22 protein-coding genes and 1 pseudogene are annotated in these 25,847 nt (G+C 35.0%); 22 read left to right on the top strand and 1 reads right to left on the bottom strand.

The genetic code is table 11. The annotated features are described in order from the left end of the window. Positions 1–187 precede the first annotated feature (187 nt). From tehB to D2A30_07345, 13 genes are all read left to right on the top strand, one after another. A complete protein-coding gene (tehB, locus tag D2A30_07405; protein ULL21409.1) occupies positions 188–1,045 on the top strand; it encodes an SAM-dependent methyltransferase TehB in 858 nt (285 codons plus the stop codon). A 94-nt stretch (positions 1,046–1,139) separates the two neighbouring features. Continuing rightward, the gene (locus tag D2A30_07400) at positions 1,140–3,602 is read left to right on the top strand and encodes a Cu(2+)-exporting ATPase (protein ID ULL21408.1); all 2,463 of its coding nucleotides are present in this window, start codon (positions 1,140–1,142) and stop codon (positions 3,600–3,602) included. Positions 3,603–3,823: 221 nt separating this feature from the next. Further along, complete coding sequence (locus D2A30_07395) at positions 3,824–4,318, top strand: thiol peroxidase (protein ULL21407.1); 495 nt, start codon at positions 3,824–3,826, stop codon at positions 4,316–4,318. Between the two features lie 455 nt (positions 4,319–4,773). Then, positions 4,774–5,475: an ABC transporter ATP-binding protein gene (locus D2A30_07390; GenBank protein ULL21406.1), complete on the top strand. Its 702-nt coding sequence runs from the start codon at positions 4,774–4,776 to the stop codon at positions 5,473–5,475. A gap of 8 nt (positions 5,476–5,483) precedes the next feature. Next, the gene (locus D2A30_07385) at positions 5,484–8,849 is read left to right on the top strand and encodes an ABC transporter permease (GenBank protein ULL21405.1); all 3,366 of its coding nucleotides are present in this window, start codon (positions 5,484–5,486) and stop codon (positions 8,847–8,849) included. A gap of 266 nt (positions 8,850–9,115) precedes the next feature. Further along, the gene (locus D2A30_07380; protein ULL21404.1) at positions 9,116–10,573 is read left to right on the top strand and encodes a LytR family transcriptional regulator; all 1,458 of its coding nucleotides are present in this window, start codon (positions 9,116–9,118) and stop codon (positions 10,571–10,573) included. A 32-nt stretch (positions 10,574–10,605) separates the two neighbouring features. Next, positions 10,606–11,295 (top strand): capsular biosynthesis protein CpsC, encoded by a 690-nt coding sequence (locus tag D2A30_07375; GenBank protein ID ULL21403.1) that lies wholly within the window; start codon positions 10,606–10,608, stop codon positions 11,293–11,295. Positions 11,296–11,304: 9 nt separating this feature from the next. After that, a complete protein-coding gene (locus tag D2A30_07370) occupies positions 11,305–11,991 on the top strand; it encodes a tyrosine-protein kinase (protein ULL21402.1) in 687 nt (228 codons plus the stop codon). A 39-nt stretch (positions 11,992–12,030) separates the two neighbouring features. Then, positions 12,031–12,753 carry a tyrosine protein phosphatase gene (locus D2A30_07365; protein ULL21401.1) on the top strand — a complete coding sequence of 241 codons (723 nt, stop codon included), beginning with the start codon at positions 12,031–12,033 and terminating at the stop codon, positions 12,751–12,753. A gap of 104 nt (positions 12,754–12,857) precedes the next feature. Then, positions 12,858–14,144 carry a sugar transferase gene (locus D2A30_07360; GenBank protein ULL21400.1) on the top strand — a complete coding sequence of 429 codons (1,287 nt, stop codon included), beginning with the start codon at positions 12,858–12,860 and terminating at the stop codon, positions 14,142–14,144. Beyond that, positions 14,145–14,900 (top strand): sugar transferase, encoded by a 756-nt coding sequence (locus D2A30_07355; GenBank protein ULL21399.1) that lies wholly within the window; start codon positions 14,145–14,147, stop codon positions 14,898–14,900. A 309-nt stretch (positions 14,901–15,209) separates the two neighbouring features. Then, positions 15,210–15,548: a hypothetical protein gene (locus D2A30_07350; protein ULL21398.1), complete on the top strand. Its 339-nt coding sequence runs from the start codon at positions 15,210–15,212 to the stop codon at positions 15,546–15,548. 9 nt (positions 15,549–15,557) lie between these two features. Beyond that, the gene (locus D2A30_07345; protein ID ULL21397.1) at positions 15,558–15,803 is read left to right on the top strand and encodes a hypothetical protein; all 246 of its coding nucleotides are present in this window, start codon (positions 15,558–15,560) and stop codon (positions 15,801–15,803) included. Here the strand turns inward: D2A30_07345 and D2A30_07340 are convergent. Next, positions 15,681–16,634, bottom strand: a pseudogene (locus D2A30_07340) (IS30 family transposase). The gene D2A30_07345 and the pseudogene D2A30_07340 overlap by 123 nt on opposite strands. A 490-nt stretch (positions 16,635–17,124) precedes the next feature. On the opposite strand from D2A30_07340, the gene D2A30_07335 reads away from it, so the two are divergent. Genes D2A30_07335 through D2A30_07295 form a run of 9 tightly spaced genes read left to right on the top strand, consistent with a single transcriptional unit; the run spans position 17,125 to position 25,846 of the window. Continuing rightward, positions 17,125–18,243, top strand: a complete 1,119-nt coding sequence (locus D2A30_07335; GenBank protein ID ULL21396.1) for a glycosyltransferase family 1 protein — start codon at positions 17,125–17,127, stop codon at positions 18,241–18,243. Then, positions 18,240–19,196, top strand: a complete 957-nt coding sequence (locus D2A30_07330; protein ULL21395.1) for a hypothetical protein — start codon at positions 18,240–18,242, stop codon at positions 19,194–19,196. Before D2A30_07335 ends, D2A30_07330 begins: the two co-directional genes overlap by 4 nt. After that, positions 19,193–20,293, top strand: coding sequence for a glycosyltransferase (locus D2A30_07325; GenBank protein ID ULL21394.1), 1,101 nt, complete (start codon positions 19,193–19,195; stop codon positions 20,291–20,293). Before D2A30_07330 ends, D2A30_07325 begins: the two co-directional genes overlap by 4 nt. Further along, entirely contained in the window at positions 20,283–21,416 is a 1,134-nt protein-coding gene (locus D2A30_07320; GenBank protein ID ULL21393.1) for a hypothetical protein, read from the top strand. The genes D2A30_07325 and D2A30_07320 overlap by 11 nt, the downstream gene beginning before the upstream one ends. Then, the gene (locus D2A30_07315) at positions 21,413–22,330 is read left to right on the top strand and encodes a glycosyltransferase family 2 protein (GenBank protein ULL21392.1); all 918 of its coding nucleotides are present in this window, start codon (positions 21,413–21,415) and stop codon (positions 22,328–22,330) included. The genes D2A30_07320 and D2A30_07315 overlap by 4 nt, the downstream gene beginning before the upstream one ends. Next, complete coding sequence (locus D2A30_07310; protein ULL21391.1) at positions 22,327–22,881, top strand: poly-gamma-glutamate biosynthesis protein; 555 nt, start codon at positions 22,327–22,329, stop codon at positions 22,879–22,881. The genes D2A30_07315 and D2A30_07310 overlap by 4 nt, the downstream gene beginning before the upstream one ends. After that, positions 22,865–23,920, top strand: coding sequence for a hypothetical protein (locus D2A30_07305; GenBank protein ULL21390.1), 1,056 nt, complete (start codon positions 22,865–22,867; stop codon positions 23,918–23,920). The genes D2A30_07310 and D2A30_07305 overlap by 17 nt, the downstream gene beginning before the upstream one ends. A gap of 17 nt (positions 23,921–23,937) precedes the next feature. Next, entirely contained in the window at positions 23,938–25,347 is a 1,410-nt protein-coding gene (locus D2A30_07300) for a hypothetical protein (protein ID ULL21389.1), read from the top strand. 52 nt (positions 25,348–25,399) lie between these two features. Next, positions 25,400–25,846: a hypothetical protein gene (locus tag D2A30_07295; protein ULL21388.1), complete on the top strand. Its 447-nt coding sequence runs from the start codon at positions 25,400–25,402 to the stop codon at positions 25,844–25,846. The last annotated feature ends 1 nt before the right edge of the window (position 25,847 follow it).

Genomic DNA, 25,847 nt, shown 5'->3' with positions numbered 1-25,847 from the left:
AATGGGTTTTCTATTGAACAATTCTAGTATACACCTTGGAGTTGACTCCAAGTCAAGGGGAAAATTGCATTTGTTATCACTTGACTTTATGATACACTATCATTAACATAATAATTGATTTGTATAATCAATTGTCCAGTCACTGAATCTTACTTAAAAAACCATCCACTAGAGAAAAGGAGATAGGATGAAACAGTTAGTTCCCTATAAACGAATGCCAATTTGGAATCAGGAAACTGTTCCTCATTATTTTTTAACCAAGCATAATACCAAGATGGGTACCTGGACGAAGATCAAGGTTTTAAAAGGTCAACTCAAGTTTGAAGCTCTATCGGATGAGGGTCAGATTTTGGCTACATGGATCTACAGTCCAACCGATGATATTCCCTTTGTGGAACCGCAGGCCTGGCATCGTGTGACCCTATTGACAGAGGAAACGGAGTTTTTCTTGGAATTCTTCTGTCAGCCAGAAGACTATTTTGCTAAAAAGTATGACTATACGCGAACCCATTCAGAGGTCTTAGATGCTTTGAAGATAATTGAGCCTTGTAAGGTCTTAGATTTAGGCTGTGGGCATGGTCGAAATAGTCTCTATTTGGCTCAGCAGGGGTTTGAGGTAACAGCTGTAGATAAAGATGTACCGCGTATTCGGACACTCTTGCAGGTCAAGGAAGTGGAAGATCTGGAGCTTCAAGCTGGAACATATGACATCAATTCAGCCAGCCTGGAGCAGGACTATGACTGGATTATCTCAACAGTGGTCTTTATGTTCTTAGAGCGAAATCGGGTATCGGACATTATCCACAATATACAGGAGAGAACACGCACTGGAGGTTATAACTTAATTGTGGCGGCCATGGATACAGAAGATGCGCCATGTCCTATGAATTTCTCCTTTACTTTTGGAGCAGGTGAGTTGAAAGAATACTACCGTGACTGGGAACTGGTCAAGTACAATGAAGATTTTGGTCAACTCCATAAGCGGGATGAAAATGGCAATTTCCTTAAGATGCGGTTTGCGACCATGTTAGCACGAAAGAAATAGGGATGATCTCTATTTTTTTAATCAAAATCGTTTACAAATGTAATCAAAAAGTGTATAATATGATTACAAACGTAGTCAAAAGGAGAGCAGTATTATGAAAACATCTATCTATAATGTCAATGGGATGACTTGCGCAACCTGTGCATTAACTGTTGAAAAGGCTGTTGGAAAAGTAGCAGGAGTTTCCAAGGCTACAGTCAATCTTGCGACTGAAAAAGTAACTGTTGAATATGATGAGCAGGAAGTTGGAATGAAAGACTTGCAGATGGCTGTAGAAAAAGCTGGATATGAATTGGAAAATCCTTACCAGAGCCAAACGCTTGCTATTGAAGGAATGACTTGCGCAACCTGTGCCCTTACAGTGGAAAAAGCCTTGAATAAGCTAGATGGAATACAAAACGCCAGTGTGAATCTAGCAACGGAAAAAGCAACCATTCAGTATGATCCAGCCCATCTGAGCTTATCAGAAATCGAGACAGCTGTTGAAAAAGCAGGTTATAAAGCGGTGCTGCCAAAAACACAAGAGTCAGAAGCTCAACCGAGCGGAAAAGAACAACACAAAAATGATTTGTGGCGCAGATTTATCTGGTCTAGTGTCTTTACGCTTCCATTGCTTTACATCGCTATGGGTCCAATGTTACCAGGTGGTGGATTACCCTTGCCAGCTATCTTACACCAGCCACTAGTTTTTGCCCTAGTTCAGCTCATTCTTGTATTACCAGTCCTATATGTTGGTCGTGCATTTTATCAAAAAGGCTTTAGAACACTCCTAGCAGGACATCCCAATATGGATAGTTTGATAGCCGTCGGGACAAGTGCAGCCCTGGTTCAAGGGATCATTATGACGATTTTGATTGCTACCAATCAAGTGGATACCCAACATGGACATCCTGAGCTCTATTTTGAATCGGCAGCTGTTATTTTAACTCTTATCACTCTTGGAAAATACATGGAGGCATTATCAAAAGGGCGTACTTCAGAAGCCATCAGTAAACTGATGAACCTCGCCCCTAAAACTGCACGTGTTCTCCGTGAAGGTCAAGAAGTAACCCTGCCCTTAGACCAAGTCAAAGTAGGAGATGTCCTTCAAGTCCGCCCTGGTGAACAGATTCCAGTTGATGGGAAAATAGTAGAAGGCCAATCGACTGTTGATGAATCCATGCTGACAGGGGAAAGTTTGCCTGTTAAAAAAACTATTGGGGATACAGTCGTTGGTGCGACTCTCAATCAACATGGTGCTTTCCAAATGGAAGCGACAAAAGTTGGAGCAGATACCACATTGTCCCAAATTATTCGCTTGGTGGAAGAAGCACAGGGTTCAAAAGCTCCGATTGCGCAGTTGGCTGACCGCGTCTCAGCAGTCTTTGTTCCAATTGTAATGGGATTAGCCGTCCTTTCTGGCCTTGCTTGGTACTTCTTGGGACAAGAGCCCTGGATGTTCTCCCTTTCGATTACAATTTCTGTCCTTGTTATAGCCTGTCCATGTGCACTGGGACTAGCGACACCAACTGCTATCATGGTTGGAACAGGTAAGGGGGCTGAGAACGGCGTTCTCTTTAAGTCCGGACAAGCGATAGAAGTCCTTGAAAAAATTGATACCATCGTCTTTGATAAGACTGGAACCATTACTGAAGGGAAACCTGTCGTAACAGACATTCAGGTTTTCGGAAATTTCACAAATGAACAAGCCCTTCAACTAGCAGCAAGCAGTGAGCAATACTCCGAGCATCCATTGGCTCAAGCCCTCTTACGTTCAGCAGAAGAGAAATCAATTCCCTTACTTGCCAGCAAAGATTTCCAAGCACTTTCAGGTCGAGGCTTATCTGTGACAATAGCAGAGCAACACATTTTACTCGGAAATGCCAAATTAATGACAGAATCTGCTATTGAGATTGACCAGGCAGTAGCTGTCGCGGAAACATTCGCATCCGAAGCCAAAACGCCTGTTTATATGGCAGCAGATGGGGAACTAGTTGCCGTGATTGCCATCGCGGACCAAGTAAAACCCTCTAGTCAGGCCGCTATCCAAGCTTTGCATCAAATGGGATTGGAAGTGGTTATGCTGACAGGGGACAATGCCAAAACAGCTCAAGCCATTGCAGAGCAAGTCGGTATTGACAGAGTGATTAGTCAAGTTCTGCCAGAGGATAAGGCAGAACAGGTCAAACGCATCCAAGAATCAGGAAAACAAGTTGCCATGGTTGGTGACGGAATCAATGATGCCCCTGCCCTGGCCCAAGCTGAAGTTGGGATTGCTATCGGAACAGGAACAGATGTAGCGATTGAGTCTGCTGACCTCGTACTGATGCATGGAGATCTATTAGATGTACCAAGAGCAGTTCGACTCAGTCAATTAACGATTCGAAATATTAAGGAAAACCTATTCTGGGCGTTTGCATACAATGTCGTAGGAATTCCTATTGCTATGGGGGTCCTTCACCTATTTGGTGGTCCATTGCTCAACCCCATGTTGGCAGGAGCAGCCATGGCTCTCAGCTCAGTGTCAGTCGTCTTGAATGCTCTGCGATTGAAAAACACCCGAATTGATAGCCTCTAATGGATTGACGGTAATGATGTTATACATATGAAAATACCCCGCAGATGATTTTTTCGTCTGTAGGGTGTTTGATTTAGGATGTGTTTTATAAGGGATTTGTTGGGATTTAAATTCCGTTACGAATCCTCAGTTCTTTCTATGCTTATAATATTCCCAAACAAATTAGTGGCTAAAAATTCCTTAAACGCCTACAATGATAACAAAAGGAATGGAGAAAGCATATGACAACATTTATTGGACAAACTGTAACTTTGATTGGCCCCCGTTTGACAGTAGGGGATAAAGCACCTGACTTTGTGTTGATGGATAATGATTTACAGGCAAAACTTCTTTCAGACTTCGGTCAGAAAATAAAGGTGATTAGTGTCGTTCCATCGTTGGATACAGGTGTCTGTGATACACAAACTCGCCGGTTCAACCAAGAATTGGCACTCAATGAAGATACAGCTGTGATCACTGTTTCAGTGGATCTACCATTTGCTCAAAAACGCTGGTGTGGGGCAGCAGGCCTAGAAAATGCTGTGACCTTATCGGATTATTATGACCATGCATTTGGAAAATCCTATGGCGTGTTGATGGAAGAATGGCATTTGCTTGCAAGAGCTGTATTTGTCCTAGATAGTGACAATACCATTCTGTATGTTGAGTACGTGGACAATGTTAATACACACCCTGATTATGAATCCGTCATCGAAGTGGTGAAGGAATTGGGGTAAACGCTCAAACCAAGAAAAACGCTTGTTTTGTGACCGTACCAACTAAAGGTATAACTGTTTGACATGACAAAATAATCTCAATGTGCTACACTGAATGTGCTTGCTCAAGGCACTCAGGCTCATTTCCTTGTAGCTTTTGTTTTGCCAGGATAGGGAAAGGCCACTACTTAAACAGTTCTGCACTGAAAAGGATTAAGTAGTGGCTTCATTTTTTTCTAAAAAGATAGCTACTTGTTATAACGATGACGATTTTATGAAATAGCGAAGCGACCAAGCAAGCGTGGCGTGCCTATGACCAATTTCACTACGACCAAGTAAAAACCCAAATTACTCCTTCACGGAAATACGAGACTGGGTTGGTTGTTCTATCTTGTAATCGTTACTAAAGTCACAACCCTTGTAAATCGAAAGGTTGTCTTTTTTATGCTATAATTATGGGTAGAAAGAGGTGTCATATGACCTATATCCAAGTGAAAAATGAAGGCAAATTTTACCCTATGGGTGAAGCGCTGATTATGGCAAATAAAGATGTGACCTTTGATATAGAAAAGGGAGAATTAGTAATTATTTTAGGTTCGTCAGGAGCTGGTAAATCTACCTTGCTCAATATCTTAGGTGGAATGGATCAAGCAGACGAGGGGGAGGTCTTCATTGATGGTGTAGACATTGCCAAATTATCAAGCCATGAATTGACCAATTATCGGAGAGATGATGTGGGCTTTGTTTTCCAATTTTATAACCTAGTAGCTAATTTAACTGCCAAGGAAAATGTAGAATTGGCTGCGGAGATTGTGAAAGATGCTCTTGATGCTGAAGAAGTCTTGGAAAGAGTTGGCTTAGGAGATCGGAAGAACAATTTCCCTGCTCAATTGTCAGGAGGGGAGCAGCAACGTGTGGCCATTGCGCGTGCCGTGGCAAAGAATCCCAAATTACTGCTCTGTGATGAGCCAACAGGAGCATTGGATTATCAGACAGGAAAACAGGTCTTGCAAATCCTACAAGATATGTCTCGAAAAGAAGGCGCGACAGTTATCATTGTGACGCACAATGCGGCACTCGCTCCAATTGCAGATCGAGTGATTCGTATGCGGGATGCACGAATTCATTCAATTGAAATAAACCCGAGACCACAGGACATTAGCAGTCTAGAGTATTAGGAGAGACTATGAAAAAGACCATCTATTGGAAGGACATTCGACAATCCATGTTGTCCTCCAAAGGGCGATTTTTATCTATTTTTAGCTTGATGATGTTGGGTTCGCTGGCACTGACAGGATTGAAGGTAACTGCTCCAAACATGGAGCGGACTGCACAGGCCTATATAGAAGCCAATCGAACCATGGATTTGGCTGTAATGTCCGAACTTGGCATCACCCAAGACGATGTGAAAGAGCTCCAAACGATTGACAATGCAACAGTTGAGCCAGGGTATTTCAAGGATGTCGTCCTGGAAGAAGACCATCAGGCTGTTCGAGTGTTTTCAAAACCAGAAGAGTTATCCCAGTACACCTTAGTGGAGGGAAATTTTCCAACCGCTGAAAATCAGATTGCCTTATCTCCCTCACTTCAAGCAAGCTATCAGATTGGAGATACTTTTAGTATCAAAGAACCTGATAAAAATACTACTGTGCTAAAAGAAACAGCGTTCACAGTTGTAGGTTTTGTAGCTTCATCTGAGATTTGGGACAATGTCACCATGGGAATGGCTAGTAGTGGTACAGGACAGCTGACAGGCTATGGGGTGGTATTGCCATCTGTCTTCCAATCAGATGTCTATATGATTGCACGGATTTCCTATGATGATTTGGCAAAGCTTTCCTATGCCAGTCAAGCCTATACGGAAAAGCTGGAGGACCATAAAAAGCAACTGGAATCGCTTGTCGCTGATAATGATGAACAGCGAATTGCAAGCATTCAAGCAGATGGACAAGAGGGGATTTCAAAGGGAGAGCAAGAAATTGCCAAAGCCCAACAGGAATTAGCAGATGCCGAGAACGATATCCAAGAAGGCAATTCCCAGCTGGCAACAGGTCGGGAAAAATTTGCGCGTGGAAGGGCTAAAATCATACAGTCTGAATCCGAGCTGAGATTAGCATATGCAACTTTACTTGACACAAAATCTCGCTTGGAGGCCAGCAAACAGCAATTGGATGAATCCAAGAAAAAATTAGATCAAACCAAATCCTTTTTGGATGCAAGCGCAGCAGAGCTCTCACAATCTGCTCAGCAATTGGAAACAGCCCAACAAGAATTAGACAAACAAAATGCCCAATTAAGTGATCTAGGTGCCACCATTTCCTCAGGTAGAAATGCATGGTTTCAAGAGCAAAACGACCTGAATACCCAAGTGGAAAGCCAAGTGCAGGAAGGTGAGAGTTTATCCGACTATCCTGAATTGCTGGCGCGCCAAGAAGCCCTAGATGCTGAAAAGGCACGTCTGGATCAATTGGAAACCGAATTTGAGCAAGCTCATGCAGGCTATCAAGCTAGCTTTGACTTCTTACAATCGAAAAAAGCCGAATATCAAGCAGGACAAAAGCAATATGAAGCGTGGAATGTGGAATACCAATCAGGCCTTGCACACTATAATGCTGGGTTGACGGAATACGAAAATGGCTACGCTGCCTATCAAAGAGGTGTTGCTAATTATGAATGGGGTGTCCAACAATTGCAATCCTCAAGCCTGACCCTCAACCAAGAGGAACTCAGACTCAATCAGGCGGACGAAGCACTAAGCAAGGCAAGTCAAGAATTCTCCACTCAAAAAGCACAAGCTGAAAAAGAAATTACAGCAGCTCAGAGCGAAATTGAAGACGCTAAGACAGAGTTGAGTAAGATTGAAAAATCCAGTTATCAAGTCTACACACGCTCGACCTTGCCGGGCAGTGATGGCTATGTAACCTATCAAAATGCCACCAAATCCATCGCAGCAGTTGGAAATGTCTTCCCTGTCGTCTTATATTTGGTTGCTGCCTTAGTGACCTTTACCACAATGGCACGATTTGTAGATGAAGAACGCACCCAGTCTGGATTGTTTAAAGCCTTAGGCTACACCAATAAACAAATCATGGCTAAGTTTGTCTTGTACGGACTAGGCGCTGGGCTTGCAGGGGCAATCGTTGGTATCATCTTGGGAAACACAGTTCTATCTCCACTCATCTCTTCTATTATTACTGAGACAACGGTTATCGGCGCATCCACCCTATATTTCTACCCACTGTGGACCAGTCTAGCCATCGGCTTAACGCTCTTATCCGCGGTGCTGCCTGCCTATCTGGTCGCGCAACGCGAACTCTTTGAAAAGCCGGCCAGTCTCCTCTTACCCAAACCACCAGTATCAGGCTCAAAAATCCTTCTGGAGCGCTGGCGCTTTGTCTGGTCTCGCCTCAGTTTCACCCATAAGGTGACAGCTCGCAACATCTTCCGCTACAAACTGCGGATGCTGATGACCATCTTTGGCGTGGCGGGGACAGTTGCACTCCTATTTGGCGGCTTGGGCATCCGTTCCTCTATCTCTGGTGTCGTCGACCGACAGTTTGGCGACCTGATCCATTATGATATGTTGGTGGTGGAAAATAGCAAAGCTTCTGAGGAAGAACTAGATGGACTGTCTGATTTTCTACAGTCTGACCAAGTTCGTCAATCCTTACCTGTGGCATTTGAACAAATAACAGAAAAAATCACCTCAAATGACCAAGAAAAAACAGCATCCATCAGCCTCTATATCACGGATAGACCAGATATGGGACATTTGATAGAGCTTGAAACCAGTAAAGGAAGAGAACTCACTCTAACAGGACGAGGCGTGATTCTGACTGAAAAACTCGCACAATTATATGATGTCGCCCTTGGTGATAAGCTTAAGTTGACCCTCAATGACAAAGAAGTTGAAGTTCGAATAGATGGTATTGCTGACATGTATGCTGGACACTTTATTTTTATGAGGGATGAATACTATCAGGAGGTGACGGGTAGCAGAAAATTAGCAAACGCCTACCTAGTCGAACTCAAAAAAGATAATGCCCAACATGTACAAGAAGTATCCAGCCAATTATTGGATATGACTGCTGTCAAAAGTCTAGTACAGAATACATCTCTCATGGCCATGCTAACGACAATGGCAGCCTCTCTTCAGAGCGTCATGACCATTTTGGTGGTACTGTCCATCTTACTCGGACTGGTGATTCTCTACAATTTGACCATTATCAATATGTCAGAACGTATCCGAGAATTATCCACCATTCGCGTACTTGGATTTCATAATAAAGAAGTAACCCTCTACATTTATCGTGAAACCATAGCTTTGTCTACTATCGGGATTGTGGCTGGTCTAATTGGTGGCTTCTATCTCCACCGCCTCTTGCTCTATATGATTGGCTCTGATAGTATCCGCTTCAATCCAGAAGTAGGAGTAGAGGTCTATCTCATACCTATCTTAGCGATTGTGGGCATTCTAGCTTTCCTTGGTTGGTATGTCAACCACCAGTTGAGAAAGGTTGATATGCTAGAAGCACTGAAATCCATTGATTAATGTTAAACAGACAAGTACCTTTCCATTTGTCTCAAATGGTGGGTGCTTGTTTTTTTATATGTCGATTTCCTGTCATTTTTAACAGAAATACGCAAACGTTTTAAGAGGCTAGTTGTTCTCGTTCGGGAAAACAAAAATGTTGACGCTTTCATTACCAAAAAAACTTTATTTTACTTGAATAATAGGCCAAATTAGTGTACCATTATTCTAATAGACTTTTTATTATCGTATTAAAATAAATTGAGCTGGTGAATTTAGGAGTATTTATGGATTCAAGAAGAACTAAACGTAGTAAGAAGAACCCAGTTTTGACCCTGTTGAATTGGGGTCTTTTTGTAGTGTACAGCGTTTCCGCTGTTTTTTTAGCCTACAGTATTTATCGGTACCAGATTTTTAACTTTCGTAACCTCAATCACTTTTTAGTAGGGGCAATGGCTGTCCTAGGAGTGGTTGGGGTTTTCCTGCTTCTTAAGAAAAAGGCAAAAAAATGGACAACCGTCCTCCTCATTATTGGTATCGCCCTTTCTGGATTTGGTATCTGGGGAGTGCAAAGCTTGGTACAATTGGGCTCTACAGTCAATAAAAATGCTAGTTACTCTAGCTATGATATGGAAATCATTGTACCAGCAGACAGCACGATTAGCGATGTGAGCCAAGTAACGAGCTTGCTTGCTCCCGTTGACAATGACGGAGACAATATTACCAAGCTTTTAGATAGCTTACAGTCAGAAAAAAACGTTACATTGACACCAACTCCAACAGCCTCTTATATGGATGCTTATCAAGCCATGATGGCTGGCCAAGGAGATGCAATGGTCTTGAACAGTGTCTTCTTAGAAATGCTTCGTGCAGAAGATCCAGAGGTTGATTCGAAAATCAAGGTCTTGTACTCTGTGACCAATGAAATTAAAAACGAATCTTCAAGTACAAATCAAGAAACGGGTAATGCCATCAATATCTACATCAGCGGTATTGATACTTTTGGATCAATTTCATCCGTATCTCGATCTGACGTCAATATCATTATGACCATCAATCGGGATACCAAAAAGATATTGCTGACAACAACACCTCGGGATGCCTATGTTACCATTCCTGGAGCTGGTCAAAACCAAAAAGATAAGCTTACGCACGCTGGAATCTATGGTGTCGATACTTCCGTCCAAACCTTGGAACAACTTTATGGTATTGACATCCATTACTATGCCCGACTCAACTTTACTTCCTTCTTGAAGCTTATCGACGTTGTGGGTGGGGTTGATGTAGAAAATACACAAGAATTTACAAGTTTATATGGAAATTATTATTTCCCACTAGGACAGGTACATTTAGACTCTGATCAAGCTTTGGGCTTTGTTCGAGAACGGTACTCACTTGCCAATGGGGATAATGACCGGGGTAAGAACCAAGAAAAGGTGATTGCAGCTTTGATTAACAAGCTAACCCAGCCTGAAAACCTGCTTCATTATCAGGATATTATGCAGTCGCTTTCTGACTCTATCCAGACTGATATGCAGTTGGAAACCATGATGGAGTTGGTCAACCAACAGTTGGAAACTGTTGGAAACTTTACTGTAATTTCACAAGCTGTAAGTGGAACAGGAAGTACTGGAGTTCTTCCATCCTATGCCATGCCTGGATATGCCCTCTACATGATGGAGCTCAATCCAGATAGCCTGGAACAAGCAAAAGCAGCAATCAATGCGACCTTAGCAGGTCAATAAAACGATAGAAATGGAATAATTTTGGAGCAATGATGAATAACCAAGAAGAAAATACAATTGAAATTGATGTCTTATCACTATTGAGAACGATTTGGAGAAAGAAATTCCTGATTCTCTTAACAGCTATATTGACAACTGGCTTAGCATTTGCCTACAGTGCGTTTTTAGCGACTCCTCAGTATGATTCAACCACACGTCTCTATGTAGTCAATCAAAGTGGTGATAACGGAGCTGGTATCACTAACCAAGACTTACAAGCAGGTAGTTTCTTGGTACAAGACTATAAGGAAATCATCCTATCTCAAGATGTTTTGAAAAATGTGACCACTACTTTAGGAATTACTGACGATATTAAAGAAAAAATTACTGTTAACATCCCAGTCGATACCCGTATCTTATCCATCACCGTCCGTGATAGTGATCCTAATCAAGCGGCAACCATCGCTAATACGCTTCGTGATGAGGCAGCTAAAAAGATTATTGAGGTGACCAAGGTAAGTGATGTGACTACTTTGGAAGCAGCACTGCCAGCAGAAAACCCATCGACACCGCAAACGAAACGTAACCTTGTCTTAGGCTTTATTGTAGGTGCCTTCCTTGCAACTGCCTTGGTGCTTGTCCTCGAAGTGCTGGATGATCGTGTGAAACGACCACAAGATATCGAAGAAGGCTTAGGGATGACCTTACTAGGTGTGGTTCCACAGGCAGAGAAATTGAAATAGGAGAGAAACATGGCTACTTTAGAATTAGCAAGTAATAAACGTGGATTAGTCAAAAAGACCGAGGAATACTTTAACGCCATCCGAACCAATATCCAGTTGAGTGGTTCAGAATTAAAGGTCATCGGGATAACTTCAGTCGAGTCAAATGAAGGAAAGAGTACGACTGCAGCCAGCCTAGCGATTGCCTATGCACGCTCAGGTTATAAAACCATTTTGTTGGACGCTGATATTCGTAATTCAGTCATGTCTGGTTTCTTCAAGCCTGCGACAAAAATTACGGGTCTGACAGACTATCTGGCGGGAACAACTGACCTGTCACAGGGATTATGTGATACAGATGTTCCGAACTTAACAGTCATCGAATCTGGTAAGGCTTCACCGAACCCTACAGCCTTGTTGCAAAGCAAAAATTTCGATAATCTAATCACAACGCTCCGTCGCTACTATGATTATGTCATTGTCGACTGCCCACCTTTGGGATTGGTCATTGATGCAGCCATCATTGCACAGAAGTGTGATGGTATGGCCGTTGTCGCAGAGGCTGGTCGTGTCAAACGGTCAGGGGTTAAGAAAGTAGCAGAACAACTAGAGCAAACTGGTGCGCCATTCTTAGGTGTTATCTTGAATAAATATGATGTGGCTACTGAAAAATATGGAGCCTATGGTAATTACGGTAACTATGGTAAAAAAGCCTAGTAGTCATCATAATCAATTCCAAAATGTAGGAGCAACGAAATGATAGACATTCATTCCCATGTCATATTTGATGTGGATGATGGGCCGAAAACACTTGAGGAGAGCCTTGCATTAATTGATGAGGCACGTCGTCAGGGTGTTCGCATGATTGTTGCGACCTCTCATCGACGAAAAGGGATGTTTGAAACGCCCGAGAAAATCATCATGGCCAATTATCTAGAGCTAAAAAAAGTAGTAGCCGAACGTTTTCCAGAATTGACTCTTTGTTATGGTGGTGAACTCTACTACACAAAGGATATTATTGGCAAATTGGATGCCAAGAAACTACCAACCCTGAATGGTACGAAACAGGTATTGGTAGAATTTAGTATGAATACCGCTTGGAAAGAGATCCAAGAGGCAGTCAATGAAATCATATTGTTAGGATTAACTCCTGTAATTGCCCATATCGAGCGTTACGACGCCTTGGCATTCAAGGGAGAAAGGGTGGCCGAACTCATCGATAAAGGGTGCTTTACTCAGGTGAATAGCAATCATGTCTTAAAACCAAACTTGTTTGGAGATGTTGCCAAACCCTTTAAAAAACGCGTGCAATACTTTTTAGATAATGATCTGGTAACCTGTGTGGCAAGCGATATGCACAATCTCTCCAAACGAAAGCCTTATATGCAGGAGGCCTTCATACACATTGAAAAAGAATATGGAAGAGATCGTGCACGGGCATTGTTTAAGAAAAATCCTTTGATGCTACTCAAAAATTAGGATATAAAATTGAAATAAACGCGAAATCTTGCCTTTCGATATTTTAGTGGAGATGAAAAAGTAGTCAATGGTATAGAAAGATACCCATTGATGTAGGAGATGAAATGGTAAATATTAATGAATACCGACAGTTTAGACTGGCGCTTTTAGAAATGATAGGGGTAGTAGTGGCTGTCTCCATTACCACCCACTTGCCCACCTCAAAGATGAATCAGATAGGGACACTATTGATTATTGCCCTGCATTTTGTAGCTTTTTATTTCTCTCGAATGTCATCAGAATTTGAGAGTAGGGGCTACTTAATAGAGTTTGAACGGGTCGCTAGGTACGTTTTGATTTTCGACATACTCCTCATTTCTTTTTCTTTTTTGTTGGGAGATAGTTTTATCATTACGAGACGTGGGTTGGCTTTATTTACCATTCTTACCTTTATCATCGTTTACATTATCAACTGCACTGTGCGTAGATACAAATATCTCTTCCTTATGACTGCTGAACAACAGAAGAATACATTGGTCATTACCACTACTGAAAGATTGCGATTAATGGAGGGTTTCTTTGAGTCAGATCAACTTCCTACAAAATATTTGGCGGGTATTGTAGTCATTGGAGACGGTGATGTGGCGTTTCCAGAGGGAGTTCCAGTAGTTCCTTTTGATGATGCAATAGAGTTTGCGACTCATGAAGTTGTCGACCATGTGTTTATCAACTTACCGAGTGAACATTATGATTTCAAACATCTTGTTTCCGATTTTGAAGTCATGGGTATTGATGTGAGTGTAGATATTAACTCATTTGATTTCAGGGCTTTAAAAAATAAAAAAATCAAACAAGTTGGAGACCATAGCATCGTGACTTTTAACTCCAATTACTACAAACCTAGCCATATCTTTCTTAAGCGCATGTTGGATATCTTTGGGGCTTTGATTGGTCTTCTAATTTGTGGTCTGGTCGGGATTGTCTTAGCCCCCATCATTCGGAAAGATGGAGGACCGGCCATTTTTGTTCAGAAACGAGTAGGGAAAAACGGTCGTATCTTTAATTTTTATAAATTCCGTTCTATGTATATAGATGCAGAAGAACGGAAAAAAGAACTGATGTCTCAAAACCAGATGCAGGGTGGTATGTTTAAAATGGATAATGACCCACGGATTACTCCAATTGGTCAATTTATCCGAAAAACAAGTCTAGATGAATTGCCACAGTTTTATAATGTACTAGTTGGTGATATGAGCTTGGTAGGTACTCGTCCACCTACAGTGGATGAATTTGAAAAATATACCCCAAGTCAAAAACGACGCCTCAGCTTCAAACCAGGAATTACAGGTTCATGGCAAGTTCCTCTATTTTCAGATAATGGAGTACTTCAATCAGCAAAGGGGGTGGTATGAATGGTTCCAATAGATTCAGCAGTTAAAGACACTAAAGATAATTCTAAAGTTTTAAATGATGTTGTTGCGATTGAATCTGTTATAGTACCAGTTAACAACAATGTAAAAAAATCAAAAGCAATTTTGCATAAAATTGAAAGAGCTTCATATTTTAGCATTAAAAGAATCTTCGACATAATTTTCTCATTGCTTGGCATTATAGCATTAATTCCAGTAGCAATAGTAACTAAAATATGTTACATAGCAACAGGAGATAAAAAATCAATATTTTATAAACAAAAGAGAATCGGAAAAAATGGTAAACCGATATATATATATAAAATTAGAAGTATGGTATGGAATGCAGATGAAGTGTTAAAAGAACTTTTAAAAGACCCTAAGTATAAAAAAGAATGGGACTTAAATCATAAATTTGAAAATGATCCAAGAATAACAAAAATGGGAAATATTTTAAGAAAAACATCATTAGATGAATTGCCACAATTCATCAATGTAATTAAAGGTGATATGTCTATGATAGGACCTCGACCTTTAGTTGAAGGAGAGCTTGATGCTCATAAAGGAAATCATGCAATATATGAAAGTGTTCGCCCAGGCATCTCGGGGTGGTGGGCCGCTAACGGAAGGTCAGCTACTACTTATGAAAGAAGACTTGAATTAGAATATTTCTATTGTAAAAATTGTAATTTAATATTAGATATTAAGTGTGTATTCTTAACAATAGCAGCAGTGTTATTTAAAACAGGTGCAAAGTAGTATCAAACTATAATGAGGGATAATGTATTTTATCTCTTTTTTTAGCATATTTTTATTTCATATAAAAAATTATTATATTAAATGTAGTGGATGGATATGAAAAAATATAAATTAAAACTTGATATATATGAATTAAAAATAATAATCAATTCCTTAAATGAATTTAGAAATAAACTTATAAGAGAAAATGAAAATACAGATGGAATTGATGAATTATTAATTAAGTATATGGAAATTTTAGACTAGCAAATGCTAATTCTTTTTTTGTACATGCCATCTATAAATGATGGCTAAATTTAAGGAAAGGAGATGAAGAATATGGCACAATGTGAAATAATTGCTATTTCAAACCAAAAAGGTGGTGTTGGTAAAACAACTACAACATTTAATCTTGGTGCAGCACTTGCAAGTCAAGGTAAAAAAGTTTTACTTATTGTTGCAGATTCTCAAGGTAATTTAACAACATATATGGGGTGGATAGAAGACGAAATTCCTGTGACTCTTAATGAAGTACTGCTAAATACCTTGAGTGACAAAAAGATAGATTTTGAAAAATGTATTAAATATCATAATGAAAATTTAGATTTAATACCAAGTGATATTCATTTATCTAGTATTGAAATGACGCTTGTTGGAGCAATGAGTTGAGAATATACTTTGAGACATTCAATTCAAAGTATAAAAGACCAATATGATTATATTTTAATAGATACTCAGCCTTCACTTGGAATGTTACCAATTAATGCACTTGCTTGTGCACTCCCAAATTTCAAGTTGAAATTAGCCACCCATAAGAAATTCACTCGGCGACTTGTAGTCCAAGCATTTTTTAGGGTAATTATTAATCCAATTTTCGATAAAAGCGACTTCATTCAGAGTCGTTTTCTTGGTTCCTTTTGGTAACCATCTCCGAATCAATCGATTGTGATTTTCATTCGTTCCCCTCTCCCATGAAGAGTAGGGATGTGCATAGTAGATATGTTCCTCAGGAAAGACCTCAGCCAGACGACTAAATTCTGTACCATTATCTGCAGTTATAGACAGGATATGATGTTCCCTCAAGATTCCCTCCAGTGCTTGATTGACTGATTCAGTGGTTTTGTTAGGTATCAGACGGATGATTTGGTGTCTACTCCGACGGTCGGTTAAGACTAAAAGGCAATGATTTTTCACTCTGGTTAGTAGAACTGTATCAATTTCATAATGACCATTTTCTAAGCGAAGATTAATAACTTCAGGTCGATCTTCAATTGATTTGCCTGCTGGTTTAAAGTTAGGACTGGCTTGCTTCTTGACACTTTTCCCTTTTCTAGGGTAAAGCATGTCTGCTTTCGTCAATCCTAAATGACCATTATGAAACCAATAGTAAATGGTTGAAATGCCCACTTTCATTTTCTTCTTCTTAACCATCATTTCAGGAGAAAACTTTTGCTTAGCATAGTGTAAAATTTTCTCTTTCATTTCCTTCGTTAGGATTATTTTTTTTACCGATCGTTTTCGATTAGTTTGGTATACCGTTTGTGCATAGTCGGCAGAATAGACTTTTTTGTACAGCCCTTTTCGCACTTGTTGTAAAGTTGTCCCACGTTTGACTTCATTATTAATCGTCTGAGGAGCCTTTCCAAGCAACCCTTCAATTTCACGATTGGACATATTTTCATTTTTTCATCGTTCAATCAGGCGACGGTTATCCATTGTCAAATGTTTCCCTTTTGGTGTATACTGTTCTTGCATCTCTGTGCCTCTTTCTTGTGTTTGTGGTGAACTACAAGTATAGCACAGAGGTGTTTTCTTATACCTTAACATCGATTTTCTTTGACAACAGGAACCCTTGAACCTGTTTTGTCAGCTAAACCAAGGCTACTATTAGCCTTGGCTACTTAGCCTAACAGCTCCAAGCCTGTTATCAAATGAAATTACAGGCTTACTCAAAGATAGTGAAACAAATATTTTTGAACAAGGCGAGGTGGCTAACTTCATTATAGAACTTTCAGACAAAATTTACTATGCAAAATTGAGCAAAAAAATGGCTGAAAAAGTTGAAACTTTAGTTCTTTTGGTGTATAATATTATAGTATTGTCGAGTTTCTTTCAGATGAACATTATATTTGAAAGACAAAACAGATTGATTTAAAAATATAGAATAGATTATACAATAGAGTTAGTTTGAGTATTTATCATTGCATTGTATAGTGCATTTTTTTTTTTAGGAGAAGTGAATTTTGTGGAAAAAAATGAGCCGATAAGAGTGGTACAAATTATAGGAAAATGGCTTGGTGGTGGAGTGGAATCTGTCGTAATGAATTATTATAGACATATTGATAGAACTAAAATTCAGTTCGATTTTATATGTGATGAAGATTCTACGAATATTCCATATGGAGAAATAGAAAAAATGGGTGGTAAAGTTATTTTAATACCGCCATATCAAAAAGTTTTTAAGTATCATATAAAACTAAAAGAAGTTTTAAAATCTGGTGGATACAAAATAGTTCACTCGCATATTAATACATTATCAGTTTTTAGTTTGTTTGCTGCTAAGTGTGCTGGAGTTCCAGTAAGAATTGCACATAGTCATAGCACGACAAATAAAAAAGAAAAAAAGAAGAATTTATTGAAGCAGGTATTAAGACCATTTAGCAAAGTATTTGCAACAGATTATATGTGTTGTTCAGAACTTGCTGGCAGATGGTTGTTCGGAAACAAAGAATATGACAATGGTAATGTTTATCTTTTAAACAATGCAATTGATTTAGATAAATTTAAATATGATGAAGAAAAAAGAAAAAAGAAAAGAAAAGAATTAAATATAGAAGATGATACTTTAGTAATTGGTCATGTTGGTAGATTTGTTGAACAAAAAAATCATAGATTTTTAATTGATATATTTAATGAAGTACATAAACAACAAGAAAATTCTATTTTATTACTTGCAGGACAAGGTCCTTTAATGGAAGAAATGAAAGAGAAGGTCAGAGATTTAGGATTAGAAAAAAATGTCAAATTTTTAGGACAAAGATACGATATAAATGAATTATATCAAGCATTTGATGTATTTTGCTTACCATCATTGTATGAAGGACTGCCAGTTGTTGGAGTTGAAGCACAAGCAACTGGACTATTATGCATATTTTCAGATGATATGACAAAAGAAACAAAAGTGTTGGACACTACTGAGTTTTTATCACTAAATCAAAGTGTAGAAGAGTGGGCTTATACTATAATAGAAAAAATCAAAAAATTTAAACGATTAAATCCCAAAAAAGAAATATCTGATAAGGGATTTAATATAGATACTGAAACCCAAAAAATCTTTAATTTTTATGAATGGAGAAAACTATGAAAAAGTGTTTAATTATATGTTGGTATGGAAAAATTCCAGATTATTATGAATTATGGAAATGTAGTTGTAAAAATAATCCAAATTATGATTTTTTTATTTTCACAGATCAAAATTTAAAAAGTGATATGAAAAATCTGAAAATAATTAATATAAAGTTTGAACAGATAAAAAAACTTATTGAAAAAAAACTTGAAATAAAAGTTAGTTTTTCTAAACCATATAAGTTTTGCGATTTCAGACCAGCATATGGCGTAATTTTTGAAGATTATATCAAAGATTATGATTATTGGGGGCATTGTGATTTAGATCAAGTGTTTGGCAAAATTTCAAATTTTATACCAGATAAAACTATTAAACAATTCGAAAAAATTAATCGCTTTGGGCATTTTGTTTTATATAAAAATACGGAAGAAATGAATTATATTTTCAGAAAAAGTGGTGCTGTTTTTGATTGGAGAGAAGTATTTGAAAATGAAGAAAATTACGCGTTTGATGAATATACTGGTATAAATAAAATAATTGATAAAAATAATGTTTTACAGTATTCGTCAAATGAATATGCTGACATTGACAAGAGACATAAGCGTTTTAAAACAATAAATCACCAGAATTGGAAAAAACAAATTTTTGTACTAGAGAATGGCGATATTTATAGATATGTATATATAAACGGGGTTATTGAAAAGAAAGATGTATTTTTTTACTTACATTTTCAAAAGAAAAAGCCTATAATTGATAAAAATATTGATTATAACAAAAAAATTGTAATGGGATGTAATAAATTTTCAAATGTTGATAAGATAACTTATGAAACTTTTGATGAATTTAACACATCAAAAAGTACTATAGCTGAAAATATAGAATTAATTAAGTATTATTATTGTAAAGTGATTGAGTTTTTAGAGAGTACTAGGGCAGAAAAAAGAATTAAAAAAATGCAAAAAGGAGTATGATTATGCAGATTTTAGTTTATGGAATCAGTAATCAAAAGGGTGGAATATCTGAGTTTATGATGAACCTAAATAAGAATATGCTGAACAAAGATATTTCATTTAATTATATAATAAAAGGTAAAGATAGTGTATATGCTCCATTAATTAACAAAATGAATGGTAAGGTATTTTATTATAATTACAGAAATAAGATTGAACGTTTGACTAATCTTTATAAAATTATAAAAAAAGAAAGAAGCAAAACTAATATTTTTTATTATAATACAAGTGGAACATATTTTGTTTTTCCAATTATTTTTGCAAAATTACTCGGATATAAAATAATATCACACGCTCATGGTGGAAAAGATAGAAATATAAATAAAGCTTTTGAGTTATTAAATATAATTAATAGAAACTTATTAAATATTGTTTCTTCAGTAAAGTTTACTTGTTCAGATGTTGCAAAAGAGTGGGTTTACGGAAACGCTAAAAATGTTATTCAAGTTAATAATGCGATTGACCAAAATATTTTTTTTTATGATAGCAATTTAAGAAAAGAAATTAGGAAGTTGCTAGGAGTGTCAACGAAAGATATTGTAATGATTAATGTTGGAAGAGTAGAATATCCTAAAAATCAAAAATTCTTAATAAATCTCATGGTTAAACTAAATAAATCAGAAAAAAACTTTAAATTACTATTAGTTGGAAATGGTACTGACCTTGAGAATTTAAAAAAATATGTAAGAGATAAGAAAATAAATAATATATGTTTTTTAGGACAAAGAACTGATGTAAATAACTTATTAAATGCGTCAGATTTGTTATTACTTCCAAGTTTTTATGAAGGATTTCCAATTGTGTCAGTTGAAGCACAGGCAACGGGATTGCCATGTATTCTGTCAAATACTATAACTAAAAGTTCTAATATAACTAATTTAGTAAGTTTCTTGTCTTTAAATGAAGAAGACTGGATAAATAGTATAATGAACTTTAAAGTTAGTAAAAGGACAGATATGAATCATATTTTAAAGGAAAATGGCTTTGATGAAAACTCAATATGTGAAAAGGTTTATGATCAAATAAATAAGATTTACGAGGGAAGTTATGATAATTAAATTTGCCTTAATTCTAGCAATAGTTATAGCAATGTTTTTAGCATCTACAAAAATGTCTTATCGTAATATATGGGTGTTAAATCTTTTATGTTGTATAATACTTTCTATTTTTGCTTACCATTTAGTTCCATTAAAGTCATTAGATATTTATAGATATTATACTCAAATAGAAATTGCTAAACAAAGTGGTTTAGAATTTTTATTAAAACATAACGATTATAGTGCTTTACCAATTGCTGGATTATATGTTTCGATATTTGTGATATTAAATAATAAATTTTTATTGCCAGCAGTTACGTGCTTTATATATTATTTTTTTATATCGAATATTATGATTAAATATTCAAAAAATAATAAAAAGAGTAAATATGGATTAATGATAGCATTAATAGCATTTTATTTGATTAGTAATTATTTAGGTGTAATATCAGGAATTAGAAATCCCATGGCAATATCTTTGTTTTGTTATATTTTATACAAGGATCTCGTCATGAGTGCAAGCTTTAAAAAGTGCCTTTTGGGATATATACTATTATGCTTTTTTCATCCATCTGTAATTATCTTGTTAATAATTAGGCTACTTTTATTGTTAAGCAAAAGGCATGATAAAATTATTTGCATGTTATTGCTACTTTGGACATTGATGAAAACAAATTTGTTAACAATTTTGCTAAAAGTTACCAATAATAGTTATATTTTGCTATTGAGTCAGAAATTAACATCATATGATTCCACTGAAGCAAATGCAGTTGCAAATGTTTCACTATATACTGTGGTTTATTCGATATTCTATATAAGCAGCGTGGTTATATATTTTATTTATAAAGCTAAGTGCACTAGAAATGAGAATAATAGAAATGAAAAGTATGATAGATTTCTTAAATTTCTATTATGCTTTTGTATAGGCTCAATATTTGAGTATCATATGTTTGTTAGGTTTTCACGAAGTGTCTTAATGCTATTATCATTGCCTATTATAAATATAATATCATGTGAAAAGTTTAACAGTAAAAATAAATTACTCGTCCTATTTTTAGTATTAATTGAATCTTTGATATTTTTACTATTTTATATGACGGGGCAATATACATCAATAAGTTTTTTTTATGGCGGTGAAAAATGAATGAGAAAATATGCGTTGTAGTACCAGTGTATAATGTAGAAAAATATGTAAAGAAATGTATAGAAAGTATTATTGCACAATCATATTCCAATATTGAAGTTATCATTGTAAATGATGGATCAACAGACAACTCATTAAAAGTGTGTATTGAAAGTTCGAAAGATGATAAAAGATTTAAAGTGGTATCGAAAAAAAATGGTGGATTGAGTGATGCAAGAAATTATGGAATGAAATTTTGTACTTGCAAGCTAATTACTTTTATTGATAGTGATGACTATATATCAAAAGATTATATTAAAAACTTATATGAATTAATGTTAAAATATAACGCTGATATTTCATGTACTAACTATATAAATTCTTATGAAGATAATAGTTTTGGGAAAAAAATCAAACATAATCGTGAAAAGGTATTTAGTTCGCAAGATGCCATTATTGATGTTTTATATCAAAAAAACATTGCAAATAGTGCATGGGGAAAATTATACAAATATGAATTATTTAAGGGAATATTATTTCCTAAAGGAAAGTTATGTGAAGATTTGGGAACTTTTTATAAGTTGTTTGAAAAAGCATCCATTATTGCTTATTCTACTTCACAAGATTATTTTTATTTACAAAGAAAAACGAGTATAATGGGATCTGAATTCAACGAAAAAAAATTAGATGCATTAGAATTTGCAAATGATATTTATAAAAAATATTCAAAAACAAAAATAAAAAAATCAGCTGAATCAAGAATTTGTGCAGAATGTGTAAATTTATTAAACCAAATTCCAAAAGAGTATGAAATGGTGAAAGATAAAGTAATGCTACATTTAAAAAAACATTATAAAAATGTTATATTGGACTGTAATGTGAAATTTATATTAAAAATTAAAATTTTATTGCTGATTATGGGAGTAAAACAATGAATATAAAAGATATAAGAAAAGAAATAAAAAACGATAAAAAAAATTATTTAGGGAAAAAATCTTTTATTTATGTGATTATTGGACACCAAAATTATATTTATTATAAGGCTTTGAAATATAATAGGCTATATAGATTTTACAAGTTAAACCATAAAGGCATAATCAATAAAATCCAATATATATATATTACAAAAAAGAAAAATTTATATTGTAACAAGTATGGATTAGAAATTAATGGAGCTAAAATTGGAAAAAACTTTACTATTTTCCATAGCAATATAATTATAAATGAAAACAGCACACTTGGAGATAATTGCTATTTACATGGTAACAATTGCATAGGTAATAACGGCATTAACAATATGTGCCCACAAATTGGAAATAATGTAGATATAGGTTATGGTACAGCAATCATAGGTAATGTTAGGATTGGAGACAATATAGTTATTGGTGCTAATTCAATCGTAAATAAAGATTTGTTAGAAAGCAATGCAATTTATGCTGGCTGTCCAGCCAAATTAGTTAGGAGTAAAAATGAAGTCGATAATTAGAAGTATTAAACATATTTTATTGAATATATATGATTCAATTTTTGCTAGAAAAAATTTTCAGAATAATTCGTTAGATAATGCTGTTCTTGTTATGCTTGCAGCAGATTATAATAATTTAGGAGATGTTGCAATTACTTATGCTCAAAAAAATTTTTTGCAGAATGTTTTTAAAGATAAAAATATAATTGAAATTCCAGTAAAAGATACTGTAAAATTTTTTATTGATATGAAGAAAAAAGTAACTTCTAATACACTTATAACAATTATTGGTGGAGGAAATACAGGTGATAGATATGAGTTGATAGAAAGGTATAGAAGATTTATCATAAGAAATTTTAAAAATAATAAAGTTATTATTTTTCCACAAACTATTGATTTTTCAGATACAAAGTATGGAACATACTCATTAAAAAGAAGTATTAAAGACTATTCTAGAAATAAGAATATGATAATATGTGCTAGAGAAAGTAAAAGTGAAGAAATTTATAAAAAATTATTTTCTAATAAAGTTATTTTGACTCCTGATATAGTATTTTCATTAGAATGTGATAATAACTTTAAACGTGAAGGAATGTCATTAATGTTGAGAGACGATGGAGAAAAAATTCTAAAAAACGATGATGAGACAAAATTGATAAAAAAGCTTTCAAAAATTTATGGGAATGTATTAATAAGTGATACCTGTATAAAAAATTTTGAATATGAAAATAGATATGAATTATTATTTAAGAAAATAGATGAGATAGCTTCAAAAAAGTTTGTGATAACAGATAGATTACATGGTATGATTTTTTGTTATATAACCAAAACACCATGTATTGTAATGCCAAATAATAATCATAAAATATTAATGACATATGAAAATTGGCTAAAAGATTGTAACTATATTAAATTAATTAGAAAGTTTAGTTTAGATGAAATAATAAAGAATATCGAAATATTAAACTCTTTAGATGAGTTTTTCTTTTCAAAAACTATTAATGAAAAGCAAGAAAATCTGAAAATTCTTTTAAGACAATTTAATGATAACGAAATGTAGAATTTAAGGAGAAAATAATGGAAAAAGATAAAGAGTTAATAAAAAATACTATCATAATTTTACTTGGAAAATTTTGCACGCAATTTTTATCTTTTTTCTTGCTTCCTTTATATACAAGCATACTTTCAGCTAATGAATATGGAATTTATGATCTAATAGTTACGTATGTAGCTTTGTTTGTTCCTGTTATTTCGCTACAAATGGAAATGGCTATTTTTAGAGAATTGATAGATGTTCGTAGTAATTATGAGAAAACAAGTAAAATTATATCATCTGGAATATATAGTGTAGTATTACAATTTATTATTTGCCTTATAGGTTATTATTTAATATCTATATTTATAAATATTCCATATAAAAATTATATAATTCTAAATATTTTAGCTGTAATGGTATCTAGTGTATTTATGCAGATAGCAAGAGGATTAGGAAAAAATGTTGAATATTCTATATCTAGTGTTATTGCTGGTGTATCTACAATTTTATTGAATATTTTATTTTTAGTTGTACTAAAGTTTAATGTAGATGGTATGATTATTTCAACAATTTTATCAAATATTTTTGCTGCCATATATATATTTACAAGTTGTGAATTATATAAAAAAATTAAATATTCAAGTGTTAGTAAACAAACAATACACAAACAATTAAAGTACTCATTACCACTTGTGCCAAATGGATTAATTTGGTGGACCATAAATGTATCGGATAGGACAATAATTTCTATTTTTTTAGGAGCAGGAGCAAATGGAATATATGCTGTTTCTAATAAATTTTCTTCTATACTAATGCAAATATTTAATATTTTTAACTTATCTTGGACAGAGTCAGCTTCATTACATATAAATGATGAAGACAAAAATGAATTTTTCTCTGGTGTATTCAATAAAACATTGAAATATTCATTAGTAGTTTGTCTTTTAATAACTGTAGCATTACCATTTTTGTTTAATACATTAATAAGCAAGAGTTATAGTGAGGCATATATATATATTCCAATCCTTTTAGTTGGAATGATATTTAATATTATAGTTTCATTTTTAGGAAGTATATATGTAGCAAAAAAATTAACAAAAGAAGTTGCTAAGACATCCTTTGGTGCTGGTGTATTAAATATATTAATTAATGTGTTTTTAGTTAAATATATTGGGATATTTGCAGCGGCTATAAGTACAGTATTAGCATTTTTGATTATGAGTATTTTTAGAATAGTTGATGTTCAGAAATATGTAAAGTTAAAAATAAACTTTAAAGAATTTAGTATTGTACTTTTATTGTTTTTAATTTCTTTACTATTATATTATTTTAATAATACATTGATTTCTGCCATTTATTTAGTTTTAGTTATTGTATATGTTTTTATTGATAATAAAAACTATATAAATATGATTTTAAAGAAGATTAAAAATTGGAAAAAGCAAGCATAAAAAAAATAATGAGTTGGATTTTTTTATTCTATGGACAGGATTGATATTATTTATGTCTAGTATGGATACGAATGAATCAAACGGAAAGAGCAAAACAATCATTAACGAAATTGTTAACGATGTTGTTGAAAAATCAGTAGAAACTACTAATGGACTGGGTATAACAGATAAACATCCAAGTGAAAATATAATGAATCAGGTTATTGAAAAATTAAATTATCCATTAAGGAAAGCTGCTCATGCAAGTGAATATTTTATATTTACAATACTTATATTAATTGCATTAAAAAATAGTGGTGTTAAAGGAAATAGAAAGTTTATAATTGCTCTAGTTATTTGTTTTATTTATTCCTGTACTGATGAGTATCTTCAAACTTTTGTCAATGGGAGAACTGGACAATTCTCTGATACGCTTATAGATACTTTTGGTGGATTTATTAGTTGTTTAATGTATACTTTTATGATGAAAATAAATAAGATTAGAAAGAAGTACATTTGAG

Origin of the sequence: Streptococcus suis (assembly GCA_022354845.1) — a bacterium.
Lineage (GTDB): Bacteria > Bacillota > Bacilli > Lactobacillales > Streptococcaceae > Streptococcus > Streptococcus suis_AA.
Note: the sequence above shows the minus strand (reverse complement) of the source record. Positions and strands in the feature narration are given on the sequence as shown.